This window comes from Wolbachia endosymbiont (group A) of Volucella bombylans, from assembly GCF_964026965.1.
Lineage (GTDB): Bacteria > Pseudomonadota > Alphaproteobacteria > Rickettsiales > Anaplasmataceae > Wolbachia > Wolbachia pipientis.
The window spans coordinates 1,173,544-1,186,181 of sequence record NZ_OZ034717.1 but is presented as its reverse complement, the minus strand read 5'-3'; the positions used below and the strand labels follow the sequence as shown (position 1 = coordinate 1,186,181).

Sequence of the window (12,638 nt, the reverse complement as noted above, 5' to 3'; positions counted from 1 at the left end):
CCTTTTAAATCGCACACATATTGTAGCCAAGCGAAGCTAAAATCTCTCTTTCTAGATTTTTCATTATAATTTCTTCATCTTTTTTTTGGTGATCATAACCAAGTAAATGCAGTAATCCATGCACTAACATGTGTGCAATGTGAGCAAGAATGGGTATATAATACTCATGCGATTCTCTTTTTATTGTGTCTATTGAAATTGCTATGTCTCCTAAATCGCACTCATTAGACAATTGTTCATACGGAAATGATAGTACGTTAGTTGGCTTATCCATTTCTCTAAATTTTAAATTAAGTTGATGTAGCAAGTCATCATCAGCCAGAGCTATTGATATATTTGGTTTATAGTGGTCTATTTTTAATTCTTTTAGAGAAGCATTGATGACACCTAATACAAAATTTTTAGGATTTTCTATAATGCTGCACCATTTCTTGTCAAGAATATTTACTTCTAACATGAGTGACACATCAGTAAGGGTGTCATGCAAATAGCTGACACTGGAATCCAAAAAAGAAGAGTTATAGACCCTTGTGTCATGTACACAACTGTACGAATATTGTACACTAGAAGGATGTCATCCCAGTGCCTAGACACTGGGATCCAGGAATTTCGATTAGACATCAAGTTAGTGAATATAAAAGTAGCTAATCTTATATTAAAACACAACGGCTTTAATGTGGTTGCATTAAGGCTGGATTCCAGTGTCAAGCACTGGAATGACACCTTTGTGTTTGATGCAAAATCGGCTATAACGTTTAATGCACTGCCTTCGAGACAAATATTCATACAGCTGTGCGTTGTGTGCTGAGATGACATCATTTAGGAACTGAAATGACAGGTATTACACATCACTCATCCTTATTATTTCATTCCATTCAATTTCCGAAACTGGGGCAATTGATAAACGTGGTTGTTTTAATATAGTCATATTTTTCAAAAGTGGGTTTTGTTTTATATTATTTAACGTTACTTGGTTATTTAAAGGTTTCAAAAACTTTACATTCACTAATCCGAACTTGGGATCATTAACATGATAATACTCTTTAAATACTTCAACGATTCCAAGTATTGCTTTCTCTTTACCTGTATGATAAAAAAACGCAAGATCGCTTGCTTTCATAATTTTCATGTAATTTTGAGCTTGATAATTGCGCACACCATCCCACTCAACTACCTGATCCTTTTCCATTTTTTGCCATGAGTATTCACTTGGCTCTGACTTGAGTAGCCAAAATTGCATTATTTTTTTCTTCTTAAGTAAGCTGGTATATCATAGATATTGCTGCCCCACTTAGCTCCTTCGCTTACCTGTTCAGCTGGTTTTGTTTCCAGTGTTTTGTCTTGCGTACTTTCACTTTGACTATATGGCCACTTAAATTTCTCTTTCTCTGAGTCTTCGCTCTGACTTATAGGTGAAGTTTCTGATTTATTATTGCGACCATCAATGCCAGTTGCAAGAACAGAAACTCTAACTCTTCCCTCCATCGCTTGATCAAAAGTAGCACCAAATATTATATTTGCATTTTCATCTACTTCTTCACGCACTCTATTGGCTGCAGCATCAACTTCAAACAGAGTCATATCTCCGCCACCAGTAATGTTAATTAATATTCCTTGCGCACCTTTCATTGATACATTATCAAGCAATGGATTAGATATTGCAGCCTCTGCAGCGCTAATTGCTCTATCTTCTCCTTCTGCCTCTCCGGTGCCGATCATCGCTTTGCCCATCTCGCTCATTACTGTTTCTATATCAGCGAAGTCAAGATTGATAAGCCCTGGCATGACCATCAAGTCAGTTACTCCTCTGATGCCAATGTGCAGAACATTATCAGCAAGTTTAAATGCATCAGAAAATGTAGTTTTTTCATTTGCAATTCTAAATAAATTCTGATTTGGAATGACAATAAGTGTATCCACGTATTTTTGCAGTTCTTCAAGTCCAAGCTCTGCAATGCGCATACGGCGCACACCTTCAAAACCGAACGGTTTAGTTACAACTCCAACAGTCAATATCTTTTTTTCTTTTGGCGCTCTATCCTTAACTGCGGCTCTTGCTTCTCTGGCTGCTTTTGCAATTACCGGTGCTGCACCGGTTCCAGTACCACCGCCCATTCCTGCTGTGATGAAAAGCATATGACTATCTTTTATATGCTCCATAATCTCATCAATTGACTCTTCTGCTGCACCTTTGCCAACATCAGGCAAAGCACCAGCACCAAGCCCCTTAGTTAAATTAATGCCAAGCTGAATTTTTTTATCACATAACGACTTTTCTAGTGCTTGAGCATCGGTATTTGCGACAACAAAATTCACTCCTTGCAAATTAGATTGGATCATGTTATTCACAGCATTTCCACCAGCACCACCCACTCCCACAACGGTAATCCTTGGGTGTAATATAGGCAACTCCGGCAGACTAAGATCAATAGACATTTAAATTACTCAAATTTAGCGAATTCACTTGATAATAAGTTACCGCTTTTTTAATAATATGCAAATACTTTTCACTTCTATAGGCGTAAACAGTAAACGGGACTTACTTATTCTTAACATTTATACTAATAAGTGCCGTTAATTATAATAACTAGATTCTTAAATGACATCACTTAACCGATGCAAAAAATAGAAAATGTTTATAAAAAGGGACAGAAACCTATCCCTTTTTATTTTGTTGAAGATTATTATAATCCCTTATCTTTCTCTTTCGATGCTTCAACTGCAACATCTTTTAATTTTGAGGCAACTTGATATGTTCCATAAACAGCAGCAACTGCAGCAACTGCAGCAATTGCCATTATGGCACCCGCAACTATCTGACCAGCAACACCTGTTCCGATAAATCCAGGTAATGAAGCAGCTATTGCTTGATTTGTTCCAACAAAGTAACTGGCAGTCTTAGCAAGAAACCCAGAAGCTTCTGCTGCACTAACAAAGCCTGCTTTCATATGCATTGCTGTAAAGACAACACTTGCAACTGCAAGCGGAAATAATGCTGTTCTCCCTTTATTATGCATAGCGTACTGACCAGCTCCACCAGCAGCACCAGGAATTCCCCAGTATTTTTCAGCTTGTATATATCCTTTTGAAATAGCATGAAAAATGCCATCCCCTTTTGCATACTCATAATTTGTTAATGCCATAACTCTACTCCTTAAATAGAATGTTAAAATTTCATTAAGGAAGCATATAGTAAAAAAAATTGCCTGTCAAGTAAACTAATTTTTTAATATACCTTTATTCTGTAATTGAGCGCTTCAGCAATGTGTGCTCTTTTTACTTCTTCACTTTTTGCAAGATCTGCAATAGTTCTTGCAACTTTTAATACGCGTGTGTAGCCTCGATTGGAAATGTAATTTTCTTTCAGTACGTATTTTAGCAATTCTAACCCTGCCTGATCTGGTTCAGTAAATTTATTAAATGCTTCACCGCTTACTTCTGAATTGCAACGAATATTTAATTCACTATAGCGCTCAGTTTGAACTTTTCTTGCTGCTATCACTCTTTCTCTTATGATTTTAGTACTTTCTCCCTCCACAGAGATTTCAGGAGAGAGTATGCTAACGTTTGGCATTTCAATGCATATGTCTATTCTATCAAGCAATGGGCCTGATATTTTGTTTTTGTAATCTGTGCCACACTTTGGAGCTTTGTTGCACGATCTGCTTGCATCACCTAAATAACCGCACCTGCAAGGGTTCATTGCAGCAATCAGTTGAAAATTTGCAGGGTAGGTTATGTGAGCATTTGCCCTTGCAACGGTAACTTTTCTATCTTCAAGTGGTTGGCGCAGAGAATCAAGCACAAGTCTTGGAAATTCTGGCAACTCATCAAGGAATAACACGCCATTGTGAGCCATGGTAATTTCTCCAGGTTTTGCATTCTTTCCTCCCCCTATCATCGCTGGCATAGAGCATGAATGATGAGGTTCACGAAAGGGACGAGTTACTTTGAATATTTCATTACCAGTTTTTGTTATGCTGGAAATAATATTAACATCAATCATCTCCTGTTCGGTTAAATCAGGCAGCAATCCTATAAAGCGCTTAGCAAGCATTGATTTTCCAGTACCAGGAGGGCCAACAAGAAGCATATTATGCCCACCTGCTGCTGCAATTTCAGCTGCTCTTTTTGCAACAACTTGGCCTTTGATATCCTTCATATCGGGAACCAATCTTTTTTCTTTGGGTGCATCACTATAATTAAAAATTACTGGCTGAATTAATTGCTCACCCTTAAAGTGTCTGATAATATCAGTTAATTTCTCTATAGCCAGAATTGAAACATTCTTCACCCATACAGCTTCTACACCATTTCCTCTCGGGCAAATTACTCCTTTATTGTCCTTTTTTGCATTAATTGCTGTTGGCAGCACTCCTGAAACTGGAATAACTCTGCCATCAAGGGCAAGCTCACCCATAATGATATAAGACTGAACTTTTTCAACTGGTATCACATTCATTACAACAAGTAGTCCAATAGCAATAGCCAAGTCATAATGACTGCCTTCTTTCAGCAAATCCGCAGGGGAGAGATTAACTGTAATTCTTTTTGGAGGTAGTAGTAGATTGATTGAATTTAACGCTGCTCTGATGCGCTCTCTGGATTCTGCAACAGTTTTATCCGGCAAGCCAACAATATTGACTGCTAGTACAACATTGCATAATTCTATTATGGCTATTTTGATCAAAATTTGCAAGATTTTTTATGCGAAATACTATATACAAGTGATTGTGATTGATTTCAATTTGATGAATCAACATTCTAATAATATTTTGTTTAGTCTGCCAATCCACTTGATCAAGCTTTGACTCAACGCTTGAGGAAAAGTTTTTCAAGCTATCTGTAACAAGGCTCAATTCTTGTTGTAACTTCTTTTGATCGAGTGTTCTTTCTTTCTCTTCTTCAATTTCTTTCAAATGTTGTTTCATTGTTGTGATTCTTGGTTCAAATTCTTCTTGGCTTATAAACCCTTTGGCATAGCTATCAATAAATTTTTTGATACTTAATCTTAGCTTACTTTCTTGCTTTTCACGTGTTTGATTATGTAAAGGTTTTTTGTTCTCTGACAATCTACGTTGATATTCATTTGCAATCCTATCTGGCTCTTTCAAGATACTCTTGACTTCTTTCCATATAACTCCATCTAATACATCAGTGCGTATTGATTTATTATCACAGATTTTATTGCCATTAAATTTGCTAGAGTTTGTACCAGAGCAACGATAGTAATAATATGTCGACTTTTTATGAACGTGGTTTGTACCACAATAAGTATATTGACAACGTTGACATACCATTAAACCTTGCAATAAATATGTTTCTCTTCTTTGCCGTACTCTTGCTCTTTGTCTATTTTCAGCTAATTGTGTTTGCACTGAATCAAATAAATTTTCATTGATTATTTTTGGTACTGGAATATAAGTCCAGTTCTCTTTATCACTATTAAAGCGACCACTTTTAAGTTTACCACAAGTTCCTTTTTTTGACTTTTTTACTTGTGGTTTTGAGCATGTCTTAGTTTTACCATAAGCTGCTTGTCCTATATAAGCAGGATTTTTTAACATGTTCCAAATAGTGCTCCTTTTCCAATACCTTTTTCCTGTTCGTGTTATTACCGGTATCTTATTCAGTTCATGTACAACTTCTCCTATGCTTGCTCTTTCTTGGCCAACCCGACTAAATATTTTACGCACTATATTTGCCTCTTCTTCATCAACCTCAAATTGAGCACTTCCTTCACCTACATGTTTTGCTATGTAGCGATAACCGTAAGGCGCCCTACCCATCACACTTATACACCCAGCTTTGGCCGCATGAAGTTTACCTCTACGGTTTCGTTCCATAATCTTTGCACGTTCATATTCTGCTATTGCTCCCTGAATCTGTAGAAATAAATGGGAATCAGGATTATCATCAAACTTATGATTCAAAAATACTATTTCAGATCCAGCCTTTTTAAACTCTTCGAGTAAGATCATTTGATATGAAAATTTCCGTGATAGCCGATCAGGTGAATGAATGTATATCTTATCAATCTTACCTTCTGCTACTCTATCACGTAAACTCTCTAAGCCAGGACGTTCTAAGTTTGATCCACTGTAACCATTATCAACAAACCTATGCTCATCTAATAATTCATGTCCATCGCTACTAATGCGACGCTCCAATTCTACAATCTGACTCTCTATCGTATTCTCCTGTGCCTGTTGTCTTGATGAAACTCTTGCATACAAGCTTACGGTTGTCATTTTCTTCTACCTCCTTTATTTTATATTTCAATAATTGTTCATAAGCATCTGCCAAATATGTACCTGCCAACCGACTGGGCTCATAACGGCAATAAATAGTTAAATCCCCTTTTTGCATGTTTTTCTTCCTGTGAATTTTCTTATAGGTTAGGAGACTTCTATTGCCATAGCTAAAAGAAAACGTTTACCATTTTAAACTAAACACCTTATTTAAAAAAGCTGTCTAGTTTGCGCAAACAAGAAATTCTCCCTAATAAATATACAAGATTTGAAAAAATTATGTCCAAAAAATCTTTGCTTAAATTATCATATTATGTATGATATAGCTTATTTAATCTGTTATGAATGTTTATCCAAGTAATGAATTCTGGGAGAGTGATTTAGAAGTTCCCGTTAATCTTTTACTAGATCGCTTTCAAGATTTAGAATTACGTAAACTATGGCTTGATTCTCTTTCTGGTAGACAATTGAGTATCATTTTTCAGCATTGCTTTAAAAATCATTTAAATGGACAGCTTTTTCAGGACGGAGATTATGACGATAGATCCACTCAACAAAAACGTAAGATACTTACCAGTTACTCTGACTCTCTTTTTGACTATTATCTAATTAGCTACTTTGATCGTACGAAACTTGAGGCTACGGTCAGTGAAGTGGCAAGATTTGCTCTGACTGAGAAGTTAATGAGATCGTACCTGGTAAAAAATAATACTAAGTATGATAAAAGATCCTTATTGTTTTTACTATTTCACATAAATTGCGAACTTCTAAAATCTGTTTATCACTTTGATAAAGTACAAAAGAAAGGTTTCGTATCATTTGCTCTACAGAAATCACCAAGACAAATAAATACTTCATTTAAGGCATTTATGTCACAAGAAACTGTAGAGCAGATACTTAAGGATGATGACCAGTTGCAGGGTTTTTTCCATCACCAAGATCGAATATATATGTTTGTACGTCGAGGAAGTGACATGGATTTACTGCTTAATTCAAACAAAGTTGTTCATGGTCATAAACCTGAGTGGATGATTTTAGATTTTTCTCTTGATGGCACTCAGGTTAATCTCTGTGCTAAAAATACTAACAAGGCTGTGGAAATAGCAAATAGCATTGTAAGTGGGTATTTTGACTGCGAATGTACTTTTGTAAATATACAAGATAAGAACTTTCCATTACAAGTGCACAAATTTCTTCAAGCATGTATAGATGGTTCTGACTCTGACATTTGTATATTTGAGTTAAATTTTAAGTCAGATTATTTTAAAAATAGTAATACATATCTTACTTTAAGTGTAAAGCCGTATGATCCTATTGCACCAGAGTTACATATTTTAAAGCCAGCTATTGGCAACATACTACAATCTATTCAATCAGCTAAAGTAATGTTCCAAAACAAAAAGGTAACATTTTCTTTCAAAATAAGTGGGGAAATTTATTATTCAGAGCATCCACTCAATAAAAAAGAAAGAGAGGACCTGAAGAAACATATGGAACAATCTTATGGTCTTAAAATCCTTTCACGAGCAAATTGCTGATCTTTTAAGTTCAAATAGTTCTTGGGTTGATCCAAGTCGAAATCACATTCAAACAGCAAGATACTTATTCGACCTTGGATTGATAAAAATGCAAGAAAGGTACTATATTGTTTGTTCCCGTGAAGAAGATCATCTTGATTGGCCAAATGTAGTTGATCCAAATTGTAGCAATGAGATTTTCATTGATCCAGACTTTGATGAAGCATGTGATGACGCTATTTGTGAAAACTGTTCTCGTCATATTCTGCCTAATACTTATCAAAAACAGAGATTTCATCTCTTATCCATATACTTAAATACAGAGAGAATCATAGAATGGTTTGAAACTAAGTTGAATGATTCAAGACTTATGTGGGAAAAAGTGGAAAAAGGAGTTTATTATATTTGTAATCGAGGTCGTATTGTAAATCTAATAATTCTTGATTTTTGTACTGATGCAATATTTCTCACTATAGATAAACTTAGAGTCCATCCGACAGTTCTAATTACTCTAAAAAAAGATATACCGAATCTATTACTGAATCTATACGTAGTGCCAATGGTGAAACTGTTTTGTCAGCTTAAGACTTTAACTGAGATATTTCAAGAAGCAGCTAAAAGAGAAGTACCAGAGGTAGTAGAAAATACTTCTTTGCAAGTTTTACCAGCTTCATATATTTCGCTTAAACGTGTTGAACCAATTGTGCCAACAAAGCTTTTGGAGTTACAGGTAGTTAAAGGTATGGTATATGTTAATAGCGTTGAAGTTATAAATAAAAAAGCTGCATCATGCCTTAATATTTTTCGAATATTGTTCAAGCAATTTTTACATGACTGTGAGAAAGAGTTACCACCTGAAAAACATACACTTCTCAATATTAATCAGTTAGAAAAACTATTGGGACTTAGTTTAGAAGCAGATTTAGAACATCAAATCAGAAAACCATTAAACAAGATGCAAAAAACGATCAAAGCTACATTGGCTGAGAAATTAGGATTAAGTATTGAACGTGATGATGTAATACAAACCCTTGGTTGGCAAAGATCATCACATGGTTATCGTATTAACCCTTTTACTTTGACTATAAAAAAATAGAGTTTTTTGTTATCAAAAATAGTTTTTTTCAGCTCCATGAATAAATTTTCCCACTCCACGTGCAAATGGTCCTGTTTTAATATCAAGCCATTTATCCTCTTTTGAACCATTAGCCATTCCTTTAACTATTTGCTTTGCCTGTAAAAGCTCTTGCACTATACGCTCTAATCTATCTCTTCCCATACTATGAAAAACTTCAGGCAGTCTATGTCGTTGTTTATGTATTCCTGCACTTCCTGTATGAGTAAATGGATGTCCTGAAATAGCAGCTCGCGCAATTGAGTCAATAAGATATATTTTTAGATCTTTATCGCTAATATTTTGAGCTTTTAATTGTTCAGTAATGTCTTCCAATAGTCCTGTTTCTTCATTTCTCAGATAAGTACGTACAGTACGATCAGCCAGGCCATTTGCCTTAACAACAGCTCCATAAAATAAGGCATTTTGTCTTGGGATTTTTCCAATTGATCTAAAAATCATTGGTTTAGTTATATCCTCAACAGGCCAAAAAGCAAAAGAACACCTGACTCCATTTACGAGAGCAGAAGTACCTCGAATAGCATCTCGTGCTTGCTCTACTGTTGATATAGGCTTTTCTCCCTTCAGCTTTCTCATATGATGGGCAGTAATTATTGAAGCTCCAGTGCTACATGCTAAATCAGATAATAAACACATGAGATAATCCCCTACTGCTGGGTCAGCATTTAAATCTGCATGAATGAAAGAAGCAAGGGGATCAAATATAATGAGCTTTAAATCCTTTATTCTGCTCAGCTGCTTCATTACCGACTCAAATTCTGGAGATATTTCTACAACTTTACCGCGAACATTCTTAAGTATGGCAAAAGATCCTCCTATATTTGGCAGTGGTACAATAAATAGCCTATCTTTATATTTTAATCTTTCACATTTGGGATCAAGTCGTTCTAAGCGACGATGTATTTCATTTGTATCATCTTCTGCAGAAAATACCACCACAGATCCATGTTCAGTAACAAGTGGACCAAATCCGCATACCTGATCTATGCTACCCGCAACCTTGAGGGCTAGGTCAAGAAGTAGCATACCTTTACCAGTATCACCCATTGCAGCCAAAATAGATGTTACACCCAAAGGAAATAACCCTTCAACAAGAAATCTTTGCTTTGGTACTGGACCTACAAAACGCTCTACACTCCAGCTGAAAATATCAAGTGGTGGTTTAATAATTATTTTTCTTGAGTTTTTTTCGATGAAGTCAAAAATATCTATATTCTCTTGTACAGCATCAGCAGCATCCCAACTCCTTGGTTTATTCGGTGGAATCTTAAGCGTAGCAAGTGATGCAACACCAAGTTCTAAAAGCTTCTTTTCAGCGTTTTTGGCATATTTATTACCTGCTTCATCGTTGTCTGGCCAAATAATAATATGCTTGCCCTTAAGCGGAGTCCAATCTGTTTTATCAATAGGCGCATTTGCTCCAAACATCGCAGTTGTAGCTGTAATTCCTTTCTCTATAAGTGCTTCTGCGCATTTTTCTCCTTCTACAAGAACAACTTTATCGGACCTTAAAATACCCGGAATGTTGTAGAGTGGCCTTATCTCTGGCTCTTTGAATCTTTGTTTTTTAACATCAAATGGTTTAAACTGTTTTTTCTCTAAAGGAGGATCATAACGGTAGACTATTACAATCAATTGGTTACTTTCATCGTAGTAGTTCCAACTACAAGTCAGGTATTGTTCTAGATTTCTAATATTATTTTTTTCTTTGATGCCAAGCCATTCACTTATTGAGAGCATTACTTCAGAAAACTCTGTTTTTGCATTCTTCCCGTGTACTGTTGCCCAAAGGTCAATAATGTCACCACCTTCTCCTGTTGCAAAATCTTTCCATAATCCAGCTCTTTCACCTGTTAACTCTATTACAGTGCTTTTGCCTTTGTTACCCTGTACGTCACCTACATAAAACTTATCACCACGAAATGTCCCTCTTGGTAGTAGATGAAAAAGACAAGATCTGATATTTTGCAAAAGCTGAGTCTTTAGCTCTACCATAGTATCCGTTTTTTGCGGACAAGTTAAGCCGTAGCTATAATTTTAGAATTCTGCCAACGCCCATTTACCCTGCTAATGAATTTTGCTGGTATTGATTTACCGTTTCTTAGTTCATATACTACTTGCAAGACATTTGCACGTTTACTTGGTTGAAACATTACAATACCAGATGTATAAAAGCTTCTTAAAGCATTAGCACCAATTAAAGCTTGAAAAGGGCTTTTTGCGAGTGTAGCTGTCGATACTTTTCTGGTGTGACGTGTAATAATGATTCCAGCCATAGGATTAATTATAGAACGTAGTTTTTCTACTCTGCTTTGCAGGCCAGAAAACATATTTTCATAGTCAAGAGAATCCAAGACGATAAGGTCTATTGTTTTAAATTTTTCTCCTATGATCTCTTTTATTCTCTCTATACCTTCATCGTTTAAAGTTAATCTCATCTTTGTAGTAACAATCAAGTTTTCTTCTGCTAGATTTGGCAGCCTTTGATTGGTTATGATTTGTTGTATTCGTTCCCTGATGTAATTGTACTCCATCTCATTTTGCAGATAGATTATTTTTAGTGGCCTTGCTGATTTCATCTTAAGAAACGACACTCCTGCTGCAAGATGTGCAAGCAAAGAGAGAAGAAAATAACTTTTGCCAACCTTTGGAGTACCACCAATGACTAAAAGACCACCTGGAGTGAGAATTCGTGGAGCTATTATGTCTTCTGGTATTGGTGATTGATCACTTAAGTACTGCTTTACAGAAAATATTTTTTCTTCTCTTTTCCCCCCTTTTTTTTCTCCACTCTTTGATTTTTTATTGAGCCACTTTCTAGCAGAATATATATCACCCTTAATTAAAATCCAAAGATCAATAATATCACCACCAGTTCCTTCAGTAAAATTACGCCAATCACCAGCTTCCTTACCTACTATTTTAACTGTAATTGTATTTCCATTTAAGTTTCCAATATAAGTTTTATCTCGGTAAAATTCACCATTTGGAAGTAGGTAAGAAAGGCACTCCTTGATATTATCAATTAATAATGCTTTTATCTTTTCTTGCTTTTTAGACATAAAACTCCCATACATATTTTTTATACGTTTAAAGTTGAGATTAGCTAGCTCGCAAACAGTTTCAAAAGATTTTGAATTCAGCCAATGAATTGCTTCTTCTCTTAGCTTTGGGTTTTTTCCTACTGCATCCTGAATACCTCTAGTAACGACAGCAGACCAAAGCTTTTCCTCGTCGTACTTCAAAATGGTACTCTGTCAATTTCATAATTTTTACGGTATTCCGGAGTAACTATTGAAGCAATTTTGTTCTTTTCTCCATATTCATCAGTTATAACACCTACCTTTACTGTAAACTCTAACCCATTTAATTCTGCAACTGAATTTAGCTTACGAGCAAGGATTGCACCTTCTGAGTTATCATGTGGATGAATGTCACGTGCTGATTCCAAGATACTGCGAAGCATAGAGCGACCCATTTCTCCCCAAGTATCTTCTGCTTTATTACTTTTAATACCAATTATTTGGTAAATCTTGTGCTTTTCATATAGACCTTCAATAACGGTAAATTCTGTATTTAAATAAATGCTACCGGTAGTGGGGCTTTTAGTAAACCAATGCTCATAACCTCCAGGCTTGATTGTCATTTTTACCTTTACTATTGTACCTTTTGGTATCAGTCTACTTTGCGGTTTTACAGTGTTAAAATCAGTTAATAGGTTTTGTAACATATATC

The 12,638-nt window shown here is 35.6% G+C and carries 12 protein-coding genes; 3 read left to right on the top strand and 9 right to left on the bottom strand.

Features of this window, described 5'->3' with window-relative positions; genetic code table 11:
• Positions 1-4: 4 nt before the first annotated feature.
• Positions 5-457 (bottom strand): rRNA maturation RNase YbeY, encoded by a 453-nt coding sequence (ybeY, locus tag AAGD51_RS05995; RefSeq protein WP_010082473.1) that lies wholly within the window; start codon positions 455-457, stop codon positions 5-7.
• A gap of 24 nt (positions 458-481) precedes the next feature.
• On the opposite strand from ybeY, the gene AAGD51_RS05990 reads away from it, so the two are divergent.
• Entirely contained in the window at positions 482-808 is a 327-nt protein-coding gene (locus AAGD51_RS05990) for a hypothetical protein (RefSeq protein WP_236514572.1), read from the top strand.
• 33 nt (positions 809-841) lie between these two features.
• On the opposite strand, the gene AAGD51_RS05985 is transcribed toward AAGD51_RS05990, so the two are convergent.
• The 5 genes from AAGD51_RS05985 to AAGD51_RS05965 all read right to left on the bottom strand — a co-directional run bounded on the left by AAGD51_RS05985 (position 842) and on the right by AAGD51_RS05965 (position 6,251).
• Positions 842-1,240: an EVE domain-containing protein gene (locus AAGD51_RS05985; protein WP_077188253.1), complete on the bottom strand. Its 399-nt coding sequence runs from the start codon at positions 1,238-1,240 to the stop codon at positions 842-844.
• A complete protein-coding gene (gene ftsZ / locus AAGD51_RS05980; protein ID WP_010962790.1) occupies positions 1,240-2,436 on the bottom strand; it encodes a cell division protein FtsZ in 1,197 nt (398 codons plus the stop codon). Before ftsZ ends, AAGD51_RS05985 begins: the two co-directional genes overlap by 1 nt.
• A gap of 248 nt (positions 2,437-2,684) precedes the next feature.
• Positions 2,685-3,143 (bottom strand): hypothetical protein, encoded by a 459-nt coding sequence (locus tag AAGD51_RS05975; protein WP_341810435.1) that lies wholly within the window; start codon positions 3,141-3,143, stop codon positions 2,685-2,687.
• Between the two features lie 83 nt (positions 3,144-3,226).
• Entirely contained in the window at positions 3,227-4,690 is a 1,464-nt protein-coding gene (locus AAGD51_RS05970; RefSeq protein ID WP_236717748.1) for a YifB family Mg chelatase-like AAA ATPase, read from the bottom strand.
• Positions 4,620-6,251 carry a recombinase family protein gene (locus AAGD51_RS05965; protein WP_341810434.1) on the bottom strand — a complete coding sequence of 544 codons (1,632 nt, stop codon included), beginning with the start codon at positions 6,249-6,251 and terminating at the stop codon, positions 4,620-4,622. Before AAGD51_RS05965 ends, AAGD51_RS05970 begins: the two co-directional genes overlap by 71 nt.
• A 341-nt stretch (positions 6,252-6,592) precedes the next feature.
• On the opposite strand from AAGD51_RS05965, the gene AAGD51_RS05960 reads away from it, so the two are divergent.
• Both AAGD51_RS05960 and AAGD51_RS05955 read left to right on the top strand, forming a co-directional pair.
• The gene (locus tag AAGD51_RS05960; protein WP_341810433.1) at positions 6,593-7,789 is read left to right on the top strand and encodes a hypothetical protein; all 1,197 of its coding nucleotides are present in this window, start codon (positions 6,593-6,595) and stop codon (positions 7,787-7,789) included.
• Positions 7,755-8,864, top strand: coding sequence for a hypothetical protein (locus AAGD51_RS05955; RefSeq protein ID WP_265027866.1), 1,110 nt, complete (start codon positions 7,755-7,757; stop codon positions 8,862-8,864). Before AAGD51_RS05960 ends, AAGD51_RS05955 begins: the two co-directional genes overlap by 35 nt.
• 12 nt (positions 8,865-8,876) lie before the next feature.
• Here AAGD51_RS05955 and AAGD51_RS05950 read toward each other — a convergent pair whose 3' ends face one another.
• Genes AAGD51_RS05950 through AAGD51_RS05940 form a run of 3 tightly spaced genes read right to left on the bottom strand, consistent with a single transcriptional unit; the run spans position 8,877 to position 12,633 of the window.
• A complete protein-coding gene (locus AAGD51_RS05950) occupies positions 8,877-10,898 on the bottom strand; it encodes an AAA family ATPase (protein ID WP_341810432.1) in 2,022 nt (673 codons plus the stop codon).
• A 23-nt stretch (positions 10,899-10,921) separates the two neighbouring features.
• Positions 10,922-12,148, bottom strand: a complete 1,227-nt coding sequence (locus tag AAGD51_RS05945) for an AAA family ATPase (protein WP_341810431.1) — start codon at positions 12,146-12,148, stop codon at positions 10,922-10,924.
• Positions 12,145-12,633: a hypothetical protein gene (locus AAGD51_RS05940; protein WP_006012339.1), complete on the bottom strand. Its 489-nt coding sequence runs from the start codon at positions 12,631-12,633 to the stop codon at positions 12,145-12,147. The genes AAGD51_RS05945 and AAGD51_RS05940 overlap by 4 nt, the downstream gene beginning before the upstream one ends.
• Positions 12,634-12,638 lie beyond the last annotated feature (5 nt).

Excerpts from the sequence above, each read along its gene's own strand:
- ybeY (WP_010082473.1), bottom strand. The coding sequence starts at position 457 with ATGTTAGAAGTAAATATTCTTGACAAGAAATGGTGCAGCATTATAGAA.
- AAGD51_RS05990 (WP_236514572.1), top strand. The coding sequence starts at position 482 with ATGCAAATAGCTGACACTGGAATCCAAAAAAGAAGAGTTATAGACCCT.
- AAGD51_RS05985 (WP_077188253.1), bottom strand. The coding sequence starts at position 1,240 with ATGCAATTTTGGCTACTCAAGTCAGAGCCAAGTGAATACTCATGGCAA.
- ftsZ (WP_010962790.1), bottom strand. The coding sequence starts at position 2,436 with ATGTCTATTGATCTTAGTCTGCCGGAGTTGCCTATATTACACCCAAGG.
- AAGD51_RS05975 (WP_341810435.1), bottom strand. The coding sequence starts at position 3,143 with ATGGCATTAACAAATTATGAGTATGCAAAAGGGGATGGCATTTTTCAT.
- AAGD51_RS05965 (WP_341810434.1), bottom strand. The coding sequence starts at position 6,251 with ATGACAACCGTAAGCTTGTATGCAAGAGTTTCATCAAGACAACAGGCA.
- AAGD51_RS05960 (WP_341810433.1), top strand. The coding sequence starts at position 6,593 with ATGAATGTTTATCCAAGTAATGAATTCTGGGAGAGTGATTTAGAAGTT.
- AAGD51_RS05955 (WP_265027866.1), top strand. The coding sequence starts at position 7,755 with ATGGTCTTAAAATCCTTTCACGAGCAAATTGCTGATCTTTTAAGTTCA.
- AAGD51_RS05950 (WP_341810432.1), bottom strand. The coding sequence starts at position 10,898 with ATGGTAGAGCTAAAGACTCAGCTTTTGCAAAATATCAGATCTTGTCTT.
- AAGD51_RS05940 (WP_006012339.1), bottom strand. The coding sequence starts at position 12,633 with ATGTTACAAAACCTATTAACTGATTTTAACACTGTAAAACCGCAAAGT.